The following is a 16,841-nucleotide window of genomic DNA, read 5'->3' as shown; positions in this document are numbered from 1 at the left end:
TCGGCGGGGCTGTGTCGGCGGGGCTGTGTCGGCGGGGCTGTGTCGGCGGGGCTGTGTCGGCGGGGCTGTGTCGGCGGGGCTGTGTCGGCGGGGCTGTGTCGGCGGGGCTGTGCAGAAGCCCATGGGAGCTGAGGCAAAACCCGTGGAAGCGAGGTAAACCCGGCAGAGAGCGAGAAACCCGAACCCCCGCAACCCAAACCCGAAAACCTCGAACCCCTAACAGCCGCAAGAACCCCGATGCAGAAACCGCGGCGCCAACCGCACCGCTTCCGGGCGGCGGTCCGGTTCCTGGACCCGCGCGAGCAGCAGCTGCACCGCCCGCCGGCCGATTTCCGAGATCGGCTGGGCCATCGTGGTGATCGCGGGGCTCACGGCGCGAGCCCAGGGCATGTCGCCGAAGCCGACGACCGCGAGTTCGGCGCCGATGTGGATGCCGCGGCGGTGGGCTTCCCACTGGACGCCCATGAGCATCGACTCGCCGGCGACGACGATGGCCGACGGCGAGGGCCAGCCGTCCAGTAGCGCGGCGGCCGCGCGGGCCGCGCCGCCCGGGGAGGACATGCCGCAGGCGACGAGGTCGGGGTTGTGGCGCAGGCCGGCTCGCTCGAGGCCCAACCGGTACCCCAGGGTGCGTTCCTCGCTGACGGCCGAGTCGGCGGCGCCGGTGATCATCGCGATGCGGCGGTGGCGGCGGGCGGCCAGGTGCTCGACCAGCGATGACACCGCCTGGATGTTCTCGGACCCCACCTGGTCCACGTCGTTGCGCCCGGCGATGCGGTCGACCAGCACCGTGGGCACGCCCATGCGCACCAGCCCGTTGATCACGGCTTCGTCACCAGGGGCAGGCACGAGCAGCACGCCGTCGACGCGGTCGGCCCGCAGGGCCCGCACCACGACGGCCTCCTCGGCCACCGAATCACGCGTGTCGGCGAGCATCAGGTCGCAGCCGGCGCGGGCGGCGGCGCCGCGGATCGCGCGCAGCAAATCGCCCGTGTACGGGTTCGCGTGCATGCCCAGGGCAACACCGAACCGGTGCGTGACTGGCGTGTCCCAAACCGGGAGTTCCGGCGCCAGAGCGGTCATGTCGTGGCCCTCGTCGTCGTGCTTACCCAACGGTAACCGCTGACAAGCCTCCGCCGAGATGCGCGCGAGGTGATCCACTCCAAGAATCACCGGTGTGAGTGAACGGTCAAGCCGCTCCGGAACAGCCGCACGACTCTCGGTGGCGCAACGTCGGCGGCAGCCGCACGGTTTCGGCCGGCCGCGAAGGCTCGGCGAGCCGCGCCAGCAGCAGCCGCACCGCCCGTCGCCCGATCTCCTCGATCGGCTGGGCCATCGTGGTCAGCGGGGGGTCGACGAGGTCGGCCCACTCCACGTCGTCGTATACGACCACTGGGAGGTCACGGCCGATGCGCAGGCCGCGCCGCCGGGCCTCGTGCAGCACGCCCACCATCATGCTGTCGTTGCCCACCACCAGCGCGGTCGGCGGCTCGGGCAGCGCCAGCAGCGTGCTCACCGCCAGCGCGCCGCCGTCGCGGTGGGAGTTTCCGCAGGCCACGAGGTCGGGCGACCATGCGAGCCCCGAACGGCCCAGCCCCAGTCGGTAGCCGAGCACGCGTTCGTCGCTCGTCGTGAGTCCCGGCGCGCCGGAGATCATGCCGATGCGCCGGTGCCCGAGCGACGCCAGGTGCGCCGTCAGCGCCGACGTCGCCTGGATGTTCTCCGCACCGACCTGGTCCACGTCGGTGCGGGTCGAGAGCCGGTCGATGAGCACGGTCGGCACGTCGAGCGACACGAGTTCGCCGATCACGGGACCGTCGCCCGGGGAGGGAGTCACCAGCAGGCCGTCGACGCGACGGGACCGCAGGGCCCGCACCACGTCACGCTCGGTCGCCGCCGCGTCGTGCGTGTCGGCGAGCAGCACGGTGTAGCCGTTGGCCGCGGCCTCTCGTTCGATCGCCTGCATCAGCGCCGCGAAGTACGGGTTGGCCACCAGCGAGACCGCCATGCCGATCGAGCGCGTACCGCCCGTGACCAGGGAACGAGCGATCGCGTCACCGGTGTAGCCGGTGGTCTCGATGGCCCGCAGCACCGCGGCCTTCGTGTCCTCCGCGACGGCGCGCGTGCCGTTGACGACGTGGGAAACCGTCGTGATCGACACCCCGGCCAGCTCCGCGATGTCGCGCTGGGTGGGCCGGGAGGAGCGGGTTTGTGGCATGTCAGTCCTTAACCAGGTCCACTCGCAAGCGTTTGCGCAAACGCTTGCGACGTGACCTGAGCCTGTCTACCTTGCCGACCATCGGCAACCTCGCAGGAGGGTATTCATCCATGAGACAGCGCAGTCTCACCGCACTGGCCTTGGTCGCCGTGCTCGGCACCACCGGCTGCACGGTCGAGCGCCACTGGGGCGGCGGCACCACGCCGGCCGGCAGCGGCAAGGCCAAGGTCGGGCTCGTCACCAAGACCGACACCAACCCGTACTTCGTCGAGCTGCGCAACGCGGCCGGCGCCGCCGCCAAGGCCAACGGCGCCGACTTCAGCGCGCTCGCCGGCCAGTTCGACGGCGACAACGACGGCCAGGTCCGGGCCATCGAAAACCTCATGCAGCAGGGCGTGAACACGATCCTGATCACGCCGAGTTCGTCGACGGGCGTGCTCAAGGCGATCAAGGACGCGCGTGACGCGGGGGTGCTCGTGATCGCCCTCGACACCGCCACCGAGCCGGCCGACGCCGTCGACGCCACCTTCGCCACCGACAACTTCGCGGCCGGCCGGCAGCAGGGCGCGTATGTGAAGGCAGCACTGGGCGGCACCGACCCCAAGCTGCTGATGGTCGACGGGACCGCCGGCTCCAGCGTCGACACCCAGCGTCACGGCGGTTTCCTCAAGGGCATCGGCCTCACGGACACCTCGCCGCAGATCAAGGGCCACACCAACGCCGGCGGCGACCAGAGCCAGGCCCAGCAGGGCATGGAGAACCTCCTGCAGCGCAGCACCGACATCAACGCCGTCTACTCGATGAACGAACCCATGGGCCGCGGCGCGTACGCGGCGCTGAAGGCCCGCGGCCTCACCGGGCAGATCGTGATGGGCTCGATCGACGGCGGCTGCGAAGGCGTGCAGAACGTCAAGGACGGCCTCTACGCGGCCACCGTGATGCAGTTCCCGAAGAAGATGGCCGAGCAGGGCGTGCTCGCGGCCGTCGACTACGCCAAGACCGGCAAGAAGCCCAGCGGCTTCGTGAACACCGGCTCGACCGTGATCACCGACAAGCCGATGCCGGGCGTCGAAAGCCAGAACACCACCTGGGGCCTGCAGAACTGCTGGGGAGGCACGAAATGACCACCGCGACGGTGACCGCGAACCGTGAGCGCGAGTCGCTCGGCGAGTTCCTCCTGCGCGCGCCCGCGGTCGGTCCCGCGCTGGCGCTGGTCGTGGCCATCGTGGTGTTCTCCCTGGCCACCGACACTTTCTTCGACCTCGACAACCTGTCCACAGTGGTCCAACAGTCGCTGGTCGTCGGCACGCTCGCGCTCGGCCAGACGTTGATCATCCTCATCGCCGGCATCGACCTGTCCAACGCGGCGTCGATGGTCGTGGCCACGCTGGTGATGGCGAAACTCGCCGCGGCCGGCACCAACGGCTTCGTCGCGCTGCTGGCGGGGATCGCGCTGACCGTGCTCGTCGGGTTGTTCATCGGCACGCTGGCCACGCGGATCAAGCTGCCCGCGTTCATCATCACGCTGGGCACGTTCACCGGGCTCACCGCCGTGGCGAAGCTGATCGCGGGCGGCCAGGCGGTGCCGGTCACCGACGGCCTGCTGCAGTGGCTCGGCACCAAGCGCTACCTCTTCGGCGGCATCCCGATCACCTACGGCATGACGCTCGCGCTGATCATGTTCCTCATCGTCTGGTACTCGCTCACGAAAACCGCGTGGGGCAAGCACGTCTACGCGGTGGGCAACGCGCCGGAATCCGCGCGGTTGAGCGGGATCAAGGTCAACCGCACGGTGATCTCCGTGTACCTGGTCGCGGGTTTCTGCTTCGGCATCGCCGCGTGGCAGGCGCTGGGCCGCACGCCCAACGCCGACCCGAACCAGTTCCAGCTCGGCAACCTCGACTCGATCACCGCCGTGGTCCTGGGCGGCACGAGTCTCTTCGGCGGCCGCGGTTCGGTGCTCGGCACGTTGTTCGGCGCGCTTGTCGTGGCGGTGCTGCGCTCAGGGCTGACGCAGATGGGCGTGGACGGCAATTACCAGGACCTCGCCACCGGCGCGCTGCTCATCGCCGCCGTGGTCGTCGACCGGATCGCACGGAGGCAGCAGCAGTCATGACGGCCACAGAGCAGTCCCCAGAGCAGAACGGCAGGCAGACCACCCTTTCCGCGCGCGGGCTCGTGAAGCGCTACGGCCGCGTGACCGCCATCAACGGCGCCGACTTCGACCTCTACCCCGGCGAGGTGCTCGCCGTCGTCGGCGACAACGGCGCCGGGAAGTCCAGTCTCATCAAGGCGTTGTCCGGTGCACTCGTGCCCGACGAGGGCGAGATCCGCGTGGACGGCGCGGTCGTGCACTTCAAGTCCCCTTTGGACGCTCGCCGGCACGGGATCGAGACCGTGTACCAGGACCTGGCCGTGGCTCCGGCGCTGGACATCGCGTCGAACATGTTCCTGGGCCGGGAAAAGCGGCTGCGCGGGCCGTTCGGCGGCTTCACGCGCAAGCTCGACACCGGGGAGATGCGCAAGGAGGCGCAACGGATCCTCGACGAGCTGGGCATCAACGTCAAGTCCATCACGCAGCTCGTGGAGACGCTCTCGGGCGGCCAGCGCCAAGGCGTCGCGGTGGCGCGGGCGGCGGCGTTCGGCACGAAAGCCGTGATCATGGACGAACCGACGGCCGCGCTCGGCGTCGCGGAGTCGGCGAAGGTGCTGGAGCTGATCGGGCGCATTCGCGACCGCGGGCTGCCGGTGGTGCTGATCAGCCACAACATGCCGCACGTGTTCGACATCGCCGACCGGATCCACGTGCACCGGCTCGGCAAGCGCGTGGCCGTGGTGTCGCCCAAGACGCACACGATGAACCAGGTCGTCGGTCTGCTCACAGGCGCGCTGCAGCTCGACGAAGGCGGCGAGGTCGTGGAGGTCGCGGCCGCCACGCACGCCGGGCTGACCTGACGTGCGCGTGCTGCTGGCGGGCCTGTGCACCGTCGACGTCGTGCAACGCGTGTCGCAGTTCCCGGCGCCGGGCGAGAAGGTGCAGTCGCTGCGGGTGGACGTCGCGGCCGGCGGGCCCGCGACCAACGCCGCGGTGACCGTGGCCGCGCTCGGCGCCGAAGCGACGCTCGTGACGGTCGTCGGCGCGCACCCGCTGGCGGCGCTCGCGCACGCCGACCTGATCGCGTGCGGGGTCGACGTGGTGGACCTCGCGCCCGACCGCACCGACTCGCCGCCGGTGAGCGCCGTGGTCGTGCGCGACTCCGACGGGGAGCGAACGGTCGTCTCGCGCAACGCAGCTGCCGTTTCCGTAGCGGTCCCGGACCCGGGCGAGTTGGTGCGGGGCGCGGGCGCGGTGCTCGTCGACGGTCACCACCCGGAGCTCGCGCTGGCCGTCGCACGAGCGGCCCGGTCACTGGGCGTGCCCGTGGTGCTCGACGCCGGCAGCTGGAAACCGGTGCTCGACGAGCTGTTGCCGCTGGTCGAGGTCGCCGCGTGCTCCGCGCACTTCGCCGCGCCGGGCCCGCAACTGCGTGAGCGGGGAGTGCCCGTCGTGATCCGGACCGCGGGCCCGGATCCGGTGCGCTGGAGCACTGCGGAAGACTCTGGCCGGGTGCCTGCCAACGATGTCGAGGCGCGGGACACACTGGGGGCCGGCGACGTGTGGCACGGTGCGCTCGCGCACGCTGTCGCGGCCGGTGGAAGCTCGGTGGCCGGGTGGATCCGGCACGCGAACGCGGTGGCCGCCGAGCGCGTCCGCCACGTGGGGCCGCGGTCTTGGACGGCGGCGATCTCGAAGTTGGGAGAAGGAGTGCGATGACGGCGTTCGAAGACCTCCTGGCGCGGGCCGAAGGGCTCGCCAAGCCGCGGCAGCGCAGCGTGCTCGGCATCATCGGCGCGCCCGCGTCGGGCAAGACCACGCTGGCCTGGGCGATCGCCAACGCGATGGGTTCCCGCGCGGCCGTCGTCGGCATGGACGGTTTCCACCTCGCGCAGGTCGAGCTGCGCCGGCTCGGGCGGGTGGAGCGCAAGGGCGCGCCCGACACGTTCGACGCCGCGGGCTACGTCCACCTCATCCGGCGGCTCGCGAAGGGCAAGGAAACCGTGTACGCGCCGGACTTCCGCCGCGAGATCGAGGAGCCCATCGCGGGTGCCGTCGCGGTGGCGCCCGAGGTGCAGCTGGTGATCACGGAGGGCAACTACCTGCTGCTGCCCGACGACCCGTGGAGCGGCGTGCGCCAGTACCTCACCGAGGCCTGGTTCCTCGCCCCCGACGAGCCCGAGCGGATCGAACGGCTGGTTTCACGCCACCGTCGTTACGGCCGGTCACTGGTCGAGGCGCGGCAGCGCGCGCTCGGCTCGGACCAGCGCAACGCCGACCTCATCACGAGCACGCGCGACCGAGCCGACCTCGTGCTCGAGAACCTGCCGCTCGTGAACTTCGCCCTGTGAGCGGAGTTCTCGTCGTCACGGGCGGCAGCCGTGGCATCGGCGCAGCGATCTGCGTGCTCGCCGCCCAGCGGGGTTACGACGTGGTGGTCAACTACTCCGGCGACTCGGAACCGGCGGCCGAGGTCGTTTCGCAGGTTCGCGCTTGTGGGCGCAAGGCGCTGGCGGTGCGCGCCGACGTCGCCGACGAACAGCAGGTCAGCAAGCTCTTCGGCACCGCCGGGGAGATGGGCTCGCTCGTCGGCGTCGTCAACAACGCGGCCATCGTCGGCCCCACCCCCGGCCGCCTCGACGAGCAGAGCGCGGCCACCGTGCGGCGCGTGCTGGAGGTGAACGTCGGCGGGGTGTTCCTGTGCTGCCGCGAGGCCGTGCGGCGCCTCTCGACGCGGTACGGCGGGCCCGGTGGCGCCATCGTCAACGTCTCGTCCACCGCCGCGCGCACCGGTGCGGCCGGCGAGTGGGTGCACTACGCGGCGACCAAGGCCGCGGTGAACACATTGACCTACGGGCTCGCGCAGGAAGTGGCGGCCGAGGGCGTCCGCGTCAACGCCGTCGCGCCGGGCTTGGTGAACACTGGCCTACACGCGGCGGCCGGGCTGCCTGATCGCTTGACGCGCCTGGCGCCCGCGATTCCGCTCGGCCGACCGGGCGAACCGGACGAGATCGCCGAAGCCGTGTTGTGGCTCCTGTCACCTGCGTCGTCCTTCACAGTCGGCGCGGTCCTGGAGGTCGGTGGCGGCCGGTAAATCGCGTCCCACCATGTGGTCTTCACCGGTTTCGGCGTTCCACAGGGGGCGCTACGCGTGTTCGCGTCATCCCGTCTTGTGGGACGCCGGGCGACGGGGAGATCACGATTCGTGGCGGAAGTCGGTGAACTCGTCCGTCCGATCGGGGCAGCTGTGTCACTCTGGTGGAGCCTCCGGGGCAGTTGGACGACCGGGGTCGCGGCGGCGCCGGTTCACGGGGTGGGTGACAAGCGCCCCGCGTCGCAAACGCACCGAGTGCGCAGCCGGGGGTCGGAAAGGACGGCCGCGAAAGTCATGCCCAAGCTCACGTCTGTGCACCATCTGGCGCTCACCGTGACCGATGTGGAACGAAGCGTCCCGTGGTACGCGCGGGTGCTCGACCTCGAGGAGAGCCACCGCCGCGAAGACCCCGAAACCGGGGTCCACAAGGTGGTGCTGAAGTCCGCGGGCGACGGGTTCTCCGTCGTCCTGGTCCAGCACCCGGACACCGACCGCCGCTGCTTCGACGAACGCCGCACGGGGCTGGATCACGTCGCGTTCTCCGTGACGTCCAAGGCCGAACTCTGCGAGTGGGAGGAGCGGCTCTCGGAGTACGGGGTGTCGTACCGGCCGCCGCGGGAGTCGCGGACGTTCGAGGGCTCGTCGGTGATCGTGTTCCGGGATCCGGATGGGATTCAGCTGGAGATCTGGTCGGATCCGGAGCTGTAGCTACGGTGGCCGCATGGCTGACCACCTGATCGTCACGACGACCACCCCCGACCGCGACTCCGCCGCCCGGATCGCGTCGACCGGTGTCGCGCAGCGCCTGGCGGCCACGTCGCAGGTTCGCGGCCCGGTCACCTCGTACTTCTGGCACCTCGGCGAGGCCGGCGAAGGCGAAGAATGGGTTGTCACCTTCAAGACGACCAGTGTGCGCTACGACGAGCTGGAAGCACATGTCGTCGCCGAGCACCCCTGGGCCAAGCCGGAGGTGACCGCCATCGAGCTGGCGCGGGGATCGGCGGACTACCTGCGGTGGCTGGAGGCTTCGACAGCCCGCGAGGGGTGAGTCAGGCTCCGACCAGAGCGAGCACCTCGGCAACCTCCGCCACGTCGCGATGGCGCTGCAGTTGCTTCGCGACAACGCCGATACGGGCCGCGGGGCGGCTGGATGAGACGCAGTCGGCGAGTTCGTGCGCCCGGCGCAGAGTAGCCGCCGCCTGCTCCGCCTCGTGCGCCCGAACGTACGCAGGCGCAAGCCACGTGAGGTACGAGCAAGGATCAAGCGCGGGCGTCATCCGGTTCATCCACCGGCCGCCGCATCTCCTGGCGGTAGCGGAGCACCCCGTAGCCCGTCCCCAGCACGAAGAACGCCACCGAGACCCACAGGGCCGCAGTCTTGAGCCAGGGCAGGGCGTCGAGCAGGCCGGCGCCGTAGTAGCCCAGCAGGACCAGCGTGGGCACCCACAGCAGCCCACCCAGGCTGGTCGCGGCCAGGAACCGCCGGGGATCCATCCGGGCGGCGCCCGCGATGAGCGGGGCCAGCGTGCGGATCCACGGGATCCAGCGCGCGGCGACGATCGCGAAGAAGCCCTTGCGGTCCAGGAAGCGCTGGGCGCGGTCGAGGTTGTGGCGGTTGAGCACCTTGCCGCCGCGGCGGGCGATGAAGCGGGTGCCCGTGCTGCGGCCGATGTAGTAGCCCACCTGGTTGCCGCCGACGGCCACCACGAGCGCGGCGCCCGAGAGGAGCCACGCGTTGGTGTCGGAGCCGTGCTGGGCGAGGACCACGCCCGCGCCGAACAGCAGGGAGTCGCCCGGCAGGAAAAGGCCGACGATGAGCGCGCATTCCACGAAGACGAAAGAAAGCACGATCACCCAGACGAGCAGCGGGCCGGCGGTGTCAAGCCAGCTCACGCCGACTCCGGCGGCCTCGATGCTTGCGGGGTTCACGCGAAGAGCCTACGTGGCCACGATCGCCGGAAAGAAGGAACCATCGAATCCAGCCTTCCGGTCACTTTCGGTATTCCTGGAATGAACTGCGCGTTCACCCATGGCTCAAACGAACGGGCCGCCCGGGACAGTTCCCGGGCGGCCCGATTCGATCGGAACATCAGAACTGGGGCAGGGACTCGCCTTGCACCGCTTCGATGTCCAGTTCGATCTTCACCGTGGTGCCGATCGCGGCGACGCCCGCGCGGACCATCGCGCTGTAGTTGATCGCGAAGTCGTTGCGGTGCAACTGCGTTTCGGCGTGGAACGCGGCGCGCACGCCGCCCCACGGGTCCGGGCCGTGGCCCTGGTAGCGCAGGTCGAGCTCGACCTGGCGGTGTTCGCCGTGCAGGGTGAGCTCGCCCAGCAGCACCCAGGTGTCCGTGCCGCGCTGCGAAAGCCCCGTGCTCTCGAACGTGATGAGCGGGTACGCCTCCACGTCGAGGAACTCGGCCGAACGCAGGTGGTCGTCGCGCATCTTGATGCCGGTCTCGATGCTGCCCGCCTTGATCTCGGCGTGCACCTTCGAGCGCTCCACCGGGCGCGCGATGTCGATGCGCCCGCCGACGTCGGGGAACCGGACCTTGATGCTCGCGATGCCCATGTGCCGCGCGGTCGCGACCACCGACGAGTGCACCGGGTCGATCGTCCACGGCCCGGCCGGCGGCAGCTCCACGGCCTCGGCCACCGGCGCCAGGGCGATGTCGCCCAGGAGCCCGGCGCCGTCGGAGCCGATCTGCACCGTGCGGGCGGTGGGCGTGTAGCCCGGCGCCGTGATGACGGCGGTGTAGACGCCCGGGGGCAGCGGGTCGGTGGCCACTGCCCCCTTCGCGTCCGTGATCTGACGAGCAACCTGCCGGCCGTTGAGGTCGGTCACCGTGAGCACGGCGTTCTCGACCGGCCAGCCGCCATTGGCTCGCAGCTGTCCTCGCAGGCCCGCGCTCATGAGCGGTCGACCAGCTCGTCGAGCGCCTGGTCGTAGCTCAGGCGCACGTCGTGCTCGGCTTCGCCGTCGCTGAGCGTCACCTGGCTGGTGGCGGGCGGGTAGCCGCTCGCCACCACCGTGTAAGCACCCACCGGCAGGTCGCTGACCACGTACCGGCCTTCACTGTCCGTGCGTGCCACCGCCGCGACGTTGCCGTTCGCGTCGAGGACCGTGATCCGCGCGTCCGGCACGATCCGGTCGCCCTCGGTGCGTGCCACGCCCTGCATCAGCACGGCACCGGCCAGCTCGACGTCGTGGCGCAGCACGCCGCTGTCGGGCACGGTCAGGGTGACCGCCACCGGGCGGTAGTGCGGGCCGCTCGCGACCAGCGTGTACTGCCCGGCCCCGACACCGCTGAAGGTGTAGACGCCGTCGTCGGCGGTGATGAACGCGCCGTTGACCTCACCGCGCGAGTCCGTGAGCGTCACGGTGGCGTTGGCCAGCGGGGAACCGATTCCCACGGACCGCACGACACCGGTGAGCTCGCCCGAGCCGGTGAGCGTCACGTCGAGCTTCGCCGGCCCGCCGCCGACCACCACGCTGGAGGCCTGCGGCTGGTGGCCGGGCGCGGCCACGATGAGCACGTACGTGCCCGAGCCCTGCGTCGGCACGGAGTAGCTGCCGTCGCCGTTGCCCGTCGCCCGCGCGACCTGGCGGCCCTGCTGGTCGATCAGCGTCAGCGCGGCGGCGGCCACGTGGCTGCCGTCCTGCCGGCGCACGTGCCCGGTCACCGGCGGACCGCCCGCGCCGAGCGGCACGTCGAGGCTCGCCCCTGCGGCCGAGTTGGTGATGGGCATGGGCAGCGAGCCCGAAATCGCCTGCGGGTCGCCGTGGCCGTTGCCGTTCATCGAGTGCCTTCCGCCTGCGCCGACGAGAACGGGTTCTCGCGGCTGTTCCTCGAACAGCGAGCCCGGCTTGGCCACCTCGTCGACGACGTCCGCCGGCTGGGTGTCCTCCTCGAGCAGCGCCTCGCCGCCTTCCACCGCCGCCGCGGCCGGGTTCATGCCGGCCAGTGGGATCTCCTTGAGGAAGCACAGCACGATGGTCGCCAGCAGCGCGACCGCGCCCGCCACCCAGAAGACCGTGGTGATCGACTCGGTGAAGCCGATCAGGATCGGCGTCTTCAACGCCGGGGGTAGGGTCTGGATCACGCTGGTGTTGGTCTGCAGGTCGGCCAGCTGGCTGCCCGCACCGGCCGGCGGGTTGCCGCCGAACGCCTTGGTGATGTTGCCCGGCAGCACGTTGAACAGAATCGTCAGGAACACCGCGACACCGGCTGTACCACCGATCTGGCGGAAGAACGTGGCCGCCGCCGTGGAGGCGCCCATGTCGCTGCGCGGGCCGGCGTTCTGCACGGCGATGACCAACGTCTGCATGCACTGGCCGAGGCCGAGGCCGATGATGGCCGCGGCGACCAGCGGGTGCCACAGCGGCGAGTCGTAGTGGACCTGCGCGAAGAAGAACGCGCCACCGGCGATGAGCAGGGTGCCGACGATCGGGAACACCTTGTAGCGCCCGGTCTTCGACATGATCCGGCCGGAGCCGATCGAGCTCAGCATCAGACCGCCCATGAGCGGCAGCATCAGCAGACCCGACTCGGTGGGCGTGTAGCCCTGAACCACCTGCATGAACTGCGGGATCATCGTGATCGCGCCGAACATGGCGACACCGACGATGATGCCACCGATGATCGCGACGGTGAACGTCGAGTTCTTGAACAGCCGCAACGGAATCAGTGCGGCGTCCTTCATCACCTTCTCGATCACGATGAACGAGACGATGCCGACCGCGCCGATGGCGTAGCAGAGGATCGCCTTGCCGTCGCCCCAGCCCCAGGTCTGGCCCTGTTCCGCGACGATCAGGAACGGCACCACCGCGACCACGAGGGAAAGCGCGCCCCACCAGTCGATCTTGTGCTTCTGCGGCACGTGCGGCACGTTCAGCACCTTCGCGACCACGAAGAGCGCGATGATGCCGATCGGCACGTTGATGAGGAAGACCCAGCGCCAGCCGGAGATGCCGCCGAGCGTGTCGAAGCCGGCGAAGAAGCCGCCGAGCACCGGACCGAGCACAGTGGACAGACCGAAGACGGCGAGGATGTAACCCTGGTACCGCGGGCGTTCGCGCGGCGGCACCACGTCACCGATGATGGTCATGGCCAGCGACATCAGACCGCCGGCGCCGAGGCCCTGCACCGCGCGGAACGCGGCGAGCTCGTACATCGACTGCGAGAACGTCGAAGCCAGCGAACCGGCGACGAAGATGGAGATCGCGGCGAGGTAGAACGGCTTGCGGCCGTAGATGTCCGACAGCTTGCCGTAGATCGGCGTGACGATCGTCGACGTGATCAGGTACGCAGTGGTGGCCCACGCCTGCAGGTCGAAGCCGTGCAGGTCGTTGGCGATCTTGACGATCGAGGTACCCACGATCGTCTGGTCCAGCGCGGCGAGGAACATGCCGCACATCAGGCCGCTCAGGATCGTGACGATCTGGCGGTGGCTCAGCCGCGGCACACCGTTCGCGTCGATGACGGGTGCACCCCCCCGTTGCTGAGGTTGTTTCTCGACGGTGGTGCTCATGTGGTTCTAGGCCCCCTTGGCGTGCACCGACTGCGCCGGCACGGCGTCGGTCATGTCTGGAAAGTTGTTCTCGATACCGGTGTTGAGCCGCCCGAACAGCTCGTTGAGGGTTTCGCGATCCTCCTGGGTCCAGTCGCCGAGCACGTCGGCGAGCCAGAGGTTGCGCTGCTTGCGGTTCTCGTCGAAGACCCGCAGGCCCTCGGTCGTCGGCGCGAGCAGGCACGCGCGGCCGTCTTCGGGGTCGGCTTGACGTTCCACCAGACCGTGCTGCACGAGCGCGCTCGACTGCCTGCTGATGGTGGAGATCTCGGAGTGCAGGAACTCGGCGAGCTTGCTGGTGCGCTGCGGCCCCTCGTGGATGAGGCAGAAGAGGATCGCGTACGCGGCCCGCTCGATGCCATCCGGACCTTGCTTGGCGACCTGTGTTTTCGCCTTGGTGATCAGGCGCATGAAACGGACCAGCTCGTGGCCGAGCTGGTCGGCCAGGTCGAGCTCGTCCTTGGGCCGGGTGGCGGCGCTGTTCGGTGCCATTCGGTCGATCTTTCTCGCGGTGAAACGAACCGTTGTTTGGCGGCTGCAACTAGTTGCCTTAAGCAAGAGTGTGCCTGATCCGTGCTTCGCGCAAGTTTCCGGACCTCGGTTGTGTCGCATCACACTTTAGTTGTTGCATGCAAGCAGATATTCACCGGAGGGTGTTCGTCCGTTTTCTCCCGACTCCGTCGGCCCAGGTCAGCGCTCTTCGTGATGACGGGGGAACAAGGCGGAGCGTGACGGGTTGGTTAGGGGTATGACCGACGACACACCGCTGTACGACCTCATCGGCTCCCGGCCCACCGGGGTGCTCGCCACGCTCAAGCGCGACGGCCGGCCTCAGCTGTCCACCGTGAGCCACCACTTCGACGCCGCCGGGCGCAAGATCCTCGTCTCGATCACCGAGACGCGGGCGAAGACGAAGAACATGCGCCGCGACCCGCGCGTGAGCTACCACGTGGGCAGCGAGAACGGCTGGTCGTACGCGGTGGCCGAGGGTGAGGCCGTGCTCACGCCGGTGGCCGCGGCGCCCGACGACGCGACCGTCGACGCGCTCGTGGAGCTGTACCGCAAGATCGCCGGCGAGCATCCCGACTGGGCCGAGTACCGCGCGGCGATGGTGGCCGACCAGCGGCTGGTGCTGACGATCAACGTCGACCGGGTCTACGGGATCGCGCGCTGAGCAAGCCTCCGTCCGGTTGAATTCCGGAAATTATATTCCGCACTGCGGAGATATTTGTGTTTACGATGAACCCATGAGCACTGACGCCCTCCTGCAGCGACTCCGCGACGAGCTCGGCAAGGAGGCCGTGCTCACCGATGCCGACGTGACCGCGAGCTACTCGCGCGACATGATGCCGCTCGCCCCGTCCGGGAAACCGCTGGCCGTGGTGCTGCCGGCGGACACCGCGGGTGTGCAGGCCGTGGTCAAGGCGTGCGCCGAGGCGAAGGTGCCGGTGGTGCCGCGCGGGGCGGGCAGCGGCCTGTCCGGCGCGGCCAACGCCATCGACGGCTGCGTGGTGCTGGTCCTGACCAAGCTCGACGAGGTCCTCGAGATCGATCCCGGCAACCGGCTCGCCGTGGTGCAGCCCGGTGTCGTCAACCTCGACTTCCGCACCGCCGTGGAGAAGCACGGGCTCTTCTACCCGCCCGACCCGTCGAGCTACGACTGGTGCACGATCGGCGGCAACCTCTCCACCAACGCCGGCGGCCTGTGCTGCGTGAAGTACGGCGTGACCACCGATTCCGTGCTCGGCCTGGAGGTCGTGCTGGCCGACGGGTCACTGCTCAAGACCGGGCGTCGCACCGTGAAGGGTGTGGCGGGCTACGACCTCACGAAGCTGTTCATCGGCAGCGAGGGCACGCTCGGCGTGATCACCCAGGCCACGGTGGCGTTGCGCCCGCTGCCGCAGGCGCCCGCGACTTTGGTGGCCGGCTTCACCACGACGGAAGCCGCGGGTGAGGCCGTGGCGCGGGTCGTGCGCGAGGGTCTCGTGCCGTCGCTGCTGGAGATCATGGACGCCGCGTCGATCAAGGCGGCGGAGACCTACCTCAAGACCGACCTCGGCGCGGGCTCCGACTGCCAGGCGCTGCTGCTGGCGCAGTCGGACGTCGGCGGCGAGGCCGCGATGCGCGAGCTGGCCGTGCTGGAGCAGATCTGCGCCGACTGCGGCGCCGACCTGGTCTACGCCACCGACGACCTCGAAGAGGGCAAGATGCTGCTGCAGGCCCGGCGCGTGGTCCTGACCGCGCTGGAGACCTACGGCATCTGGCTCACCGACGACGTCTCCGTGCCGCGCACCCGCATCGCCGAGCTGATCCGCGGCTGCGAGCGCGTGAGCGAGGACATGGGCCTGAAGATCGCCGTGGTCGGCCACGCCGGCGACGGCAACATGCACCCGACGATCGTCTACGCGCCCGACGATCCCGACGAGTTCGCCCGCGCGCGCCAGGCGTTCGACGACATCCTCGAGGTGGGCCTGTCACTCGGCGGCACGGTGACCGGCGAGCACGGGGTCGGCAAGATCAAGCGCGACTGGCTGGAGCGCGAGATCGGGCCCGTCGGCATGCGGGTGCACCGGCAGATCAAGCGGGCGCTCGACCCGGAGAACGTGTTCAACCCCGGGTCGATGTTCTCCGTCTAGTGCGTTAGTCCCGCACGCGTGGGATCTGCTGCGTGACCTCGGTGTCGGCCTCCGCGTGGGCCTTCTTCTCGCGGCGGCTCTTGAGGTACTCGAGCAGGATCGGCACCACGGAGACGAGGACGATGACCACGAAGATGGCGTCGACGTTGTCGCGGATGAAGCCGATGTTGCCCAGCAGCGAGCCCAGCACCGTGATGCCGGCGGCCCAGAGGACGCCGCCGATGACGGTGTAGGTGAAATACCGCTTCGGGTCCATGCGGCCGATTCCGGCGATCCAGGTGATGAACGTGCGCACGAACGGCACGAACCTCGCGAGGACGACCGCCTTGGGCCCGTGGTGGTCGAGGAAGGCGTGCGTCTTGTCGACGTACTCCTTCTTGAAGAACTTCGAGTCGGGCCGGTTGAACAGCTTCGGGCCGACGAAGTAGCCGATGTAGTAGCCGCAGACGTTGCCGAGCAGCGCGGCTGCCGTGACCAGCACGCAGACGACCCACAGGGGTGCCTGCAGGGTGCCGTTGGCGATGAACAGGCCCGCCGTGAACAGCAACGAGTCACCCGGCAGCACCGGGAAGATGCTGCTCTCGATGAAGATGATCAGGCAGAGCACCGCGATGACCGGCACGGTCAGGCCGGACAGCAGCTGCTCCGGGTCCAGCCACGCCGGCAGGATGGACATGGTCGACACTGTGCTCTGGGCGAGAATCACACCGAAAACGGTACAGGGTGACGCTGAGTGCCTTCACCGGGAGAACCGTCGCAGGTAGCGGGGGTTTTCCGGAATTGTGGGGCCGGGGTGGCGGCGGTGCTGGTGGGTTTCTTGGTGATGGAGTTCGTGCGGCAGGTTCGTGCGGCTGGTCGCGAGTTGGTTCGTGCGGCGGTTCGTGGGGCCGGTGGCGCTGGGGTTCGTGAGGCTTTCGCGGGGCGGCGCGAGGCTGGTCGCGCGGTGGTTCGCGGGACGGCGCGTAAGGCTGGGCCGCGAGGTGGTTCGCGAGGCGGGGGCGTAAGGCTGCGCTGCGAGGCGGTTCGTGAGGTGGTTCGCGAAACTGGTCGCGCGGCGCTTCGCGAGGCTGGATTGCCCACTCGTGCGGCGGATTCGCACGGTCTTTCGGCAGTTGTCCACAGGGTGGGGCGAGTTGTGGACAACTGAGCCCTGACCTGGCCTTTTCGCCGGTTTTGTCGGTGGGGGCCGGTAGAATGGACTTGGGGACGCCCCCCTCAGGGAGGGTG

Annotated in this window: 17 protein-coding genes; 10 read left to right on the top strand and 7 right to left on the bottom strand. The window is 69.7% G+C overall.

Going from position 1 to position 16,841, the window contains the following annotated elements; translation table 11 throughout:
• Positions 1 to 216 precede the first annotated feature (216 nt).
• Positions 217 to 1,083, bottom strand: a complete 867-nt coding sequence (locus tag ACWEOE_RS01035) for a LacI family DNA-binding transcriptional regulator (protein ID WP_452003297.1) — start codon at positions 1,081 to 1,083, stop codon at positions 217 to 219.
• Between the two features lie 106 nt (positions 1,084 to 1,189).
• Entirely contained in the window at positions 1,190 to 2,218 is a 1,029-nt protein-coding gene (locus tag ACWEOE_RS01030; RefSeq protein ID WP_452002111.1) for a LacI family DNA-binding transcriptional regulator, read from the bottom strand.
• A gap of 110 nt (positions 2,219 to 2,328) precedes the next feature.
• Here ACWEOE_RS01030 and ACWEOE_RS01025 point away from each other — a divergent pair, with 110 nt between their 5' ends.
• The 8 genes from ACWEOE_RS01025 to cutA all read left to right on the top strand — a co-directional run bounded on the left by ACWEOE_RS01025 (position 2,329) and on the right by cutA (position 8,455).
• Positions 2,329 to 3,342: a substrate-binding domain-containing protein gene (locus ACWEOE_RS01025; RefSeq protein WP_452002108.1), complete on the top strand. Its 1,014-nt coding sequence runs from the start codon at positions 2,329 to 2,331 to the stop codon at positions 3,340 to 3,342.
• Entirely contained in the window at positions 3,339 to 4,334 is a 996-nt protein-coding gene (locus ACWEOE_RS01020) for an ABC transporter permease (RefSeq protein ID WP_452002105.1), read from the top strand. Before ACWEOE_RS01025 ends, ACWEOE_RS01020 begins: the two co-directional genes overlap by 4 nt.
• Positions 4,331 to 5,173 (top strand): ATP-binding cassette domain-containing protein, encoded by an 843-nt coding sequence (locus tag ACWEOE_RS01015; RefSeq protein ID WP_452002102.1) that lies wholly within the window; start codon positions 4,331 to 4,333, stop codon positions 5,171 to 5,173. The genes ACWEOE_RS01020 and ACWEOE_RS01015 overlap by 4 nt, the downstream gene beginning before the upstream one ends.
• A gap of 7 nt (positions 5,174 to 5,180) precedes the next feature.
• Positions 5,181 to 6,032, top strand: a complete 852-nt coding sequence (locus ACWEOE_RS01010) for a PfkB family carbohydrate kinase (protein WP_452003295.1) — start codon at positions 5,181 to 5,183, stop codon at positions 6,030 to 6,032.
• Complete coding sequence (locus ACWEOE_RS01005) at positions 6,029 to 6,664, top strand: nucleoside/nucleotide kinase family protein (RefSeq protein ID WP_452002100.1); 636 nt, start codon at positions 6,029 to 6,031, stop codon at positions 6,662 to 6,664. The genes ACWEOE_RS01010 and ACWEOE_RS01005 overlap by 4 nt, the downstream gene beginning before the upstream one ends.
• Positions 6,661 to 7,407, top strand: coding sequence for an SDR family oxidoreductase (locus ACWEOE_RS01000; RefSeq protein WP_452002097.1), 747 nt, complete (start codon positions 6,661 to 6,663; stop codon positions 7,405 to 7,407). Before ACWEOE_RS01005 ends, ACWEOE_RS01000 begins: the two co-directional genes overlap by 4 nt.
• A gap of 294 nt (positions 7,408 to 7,701) precedes the next feature.
• On the top strand, positions 7,702 to 8,115 hold the full coding sequence (locus ACWEOE_RS00995) for a VOC family protein (protein WP_452002095.1): 414 nt from the start codon (positions 7,702 to 7,704) through the stop codon (positions 8,113 to 8,115).
• A 13-nt stretch (positions 8,116 to 8,128) separates the two neighbouring features.
• Positions 8,129 to 8,455 carry a divalent-cation tolerance protein CutA gene (gene cutA / locus ACWEOE_RS00990; RefSeq protein ID WP_452002094.1) on the top strand — a complete coding sequence of 109 codons (327 nt, stop codon included), beginning with the start codon at positions 8,129 to 8,131 and terminating at the stop codon, positions 8,453 to 8,455.
• Between the two features lie 212 nt (positions 8,456 to 8,667).
• Here cutA and ACWEOE_RS00985 read toward each other — a convergent pair whose 3' ends face one another.
• The 4 genes from ACWEOE_RS00985 to ACWEOE_RS00970 form a co-directional block, all read right to left on the bottom strand.
• The gene (locus tag ACWEOE_RS00985; protein WP_452002091.1) at positions 8,668 to 9,336 is read right to left on the bottom strand and encodes a DedA family protein; all 669 of its coding nucleotides are present in this window, start codon (positions 9,334 to 9,336) and stop codon (positions 8,668 to 8,670) included.
• Between the two features lie 160 nt (positions 9,337 to 9,496).
• Positions 9,497 to 10,321 (bottom strand): YceI family protein, encoded by an 825-nt coding sequence (locus ACWEOE_RS00980; protein ID WP_452002088.1) that lies wholly within the window; start codon positions 10,319 to 10,321, stop codon positions 9,497 to 9,499.
• On the bottom strand, positions 10,318 to 12,939 hold the full coding sequence (locus tag ACWEOE_RS00975) for an MFS transporter (RefSeq protein WP_452002085.1): 2,622 nt from the start codon (positions 12,937 to 12,939) through the stop codon (positions 10,318 to 10,320). Before ACWEOE_RS00975 ends, ACWEOE_RS00980 begins: the two co-directional genes overlap by 4 nt.
• A gap of 6 nt (positions 12,940 to 12,945) precedes the next feature.
• Positions 12,946 to 13,470 carry a MarR family winged helix-turn-helix transcriptional regulator gene (locus tag ACWEOE_RS00970; protein ID WP_452002082.1) on the bottom strand — a complete coding sequence of 175 codons (525 nt, stop codon included), beginning with the start codon at positions 13,468 to 13,470 and terminating at the stop codon, positions 12,946 to 12,948.
• A 256-nt stretch (positions 13,471 to 13,726) separates the two neighbouring features.
• Here ACWEOE_RS00970 and ACWEOE_RS00965 point away from each other — a divergent pair, with 256 nt between their 5' ends.
• Both ACWEOE_RS00965 and ACWEOE_RS00960 read left to right on the top strand, forming a co-directional pair.
• Complete coding sequence (locus ACWEOE_RS00965) at positions 13,727 to 14,152, top strand: PPOX class F420-dependent oxidoreductase (RefSeq protein ID WP_452002079.1); 426 nt, start codon at positions 13,727 to 13,729, stop codon at positions 14,150 to 14,152.
• Between the two features lie 73 nt (positions 14,153 to 14,225).
• Positions 14,226 to 15,614: an FAD-binding oxidoreductase gene (locus tag ACWEOE_RS00960; RefSeq protein WP_452002077.1), complete on the top strand. Its 1,389-nt coding sequence runs from the start codon at positions 14,226 to 14,228 to the stop codon at positions 15,612 to 15,614.
• Between the two features lie 4 nt (positions 15,615 to 15,618).
• Here ACWEOE_RS00960 and ACWEOE_RS00955 read toward each other — a convergent pair whose 3' ends face one another.
• Entirely contained in the window at positions 15,619 to 16,320 is a 702-nt protein-coding gene (locus tag ACWEOE_RS00955; protein WP_452002075.1) for a DedA family protein, read from the bottom strand.
• Positions 16,321 to 16,841: the final 521 nt, after the last annotated feature.

The organism is Amycolatopsis sp. NPDC004368, from assembly GCF_053602515.1.
Note: the sequence above shows the minus strand (reverse complement) of the source record. Positions and strands in the feature narration are given on the sequence as shown.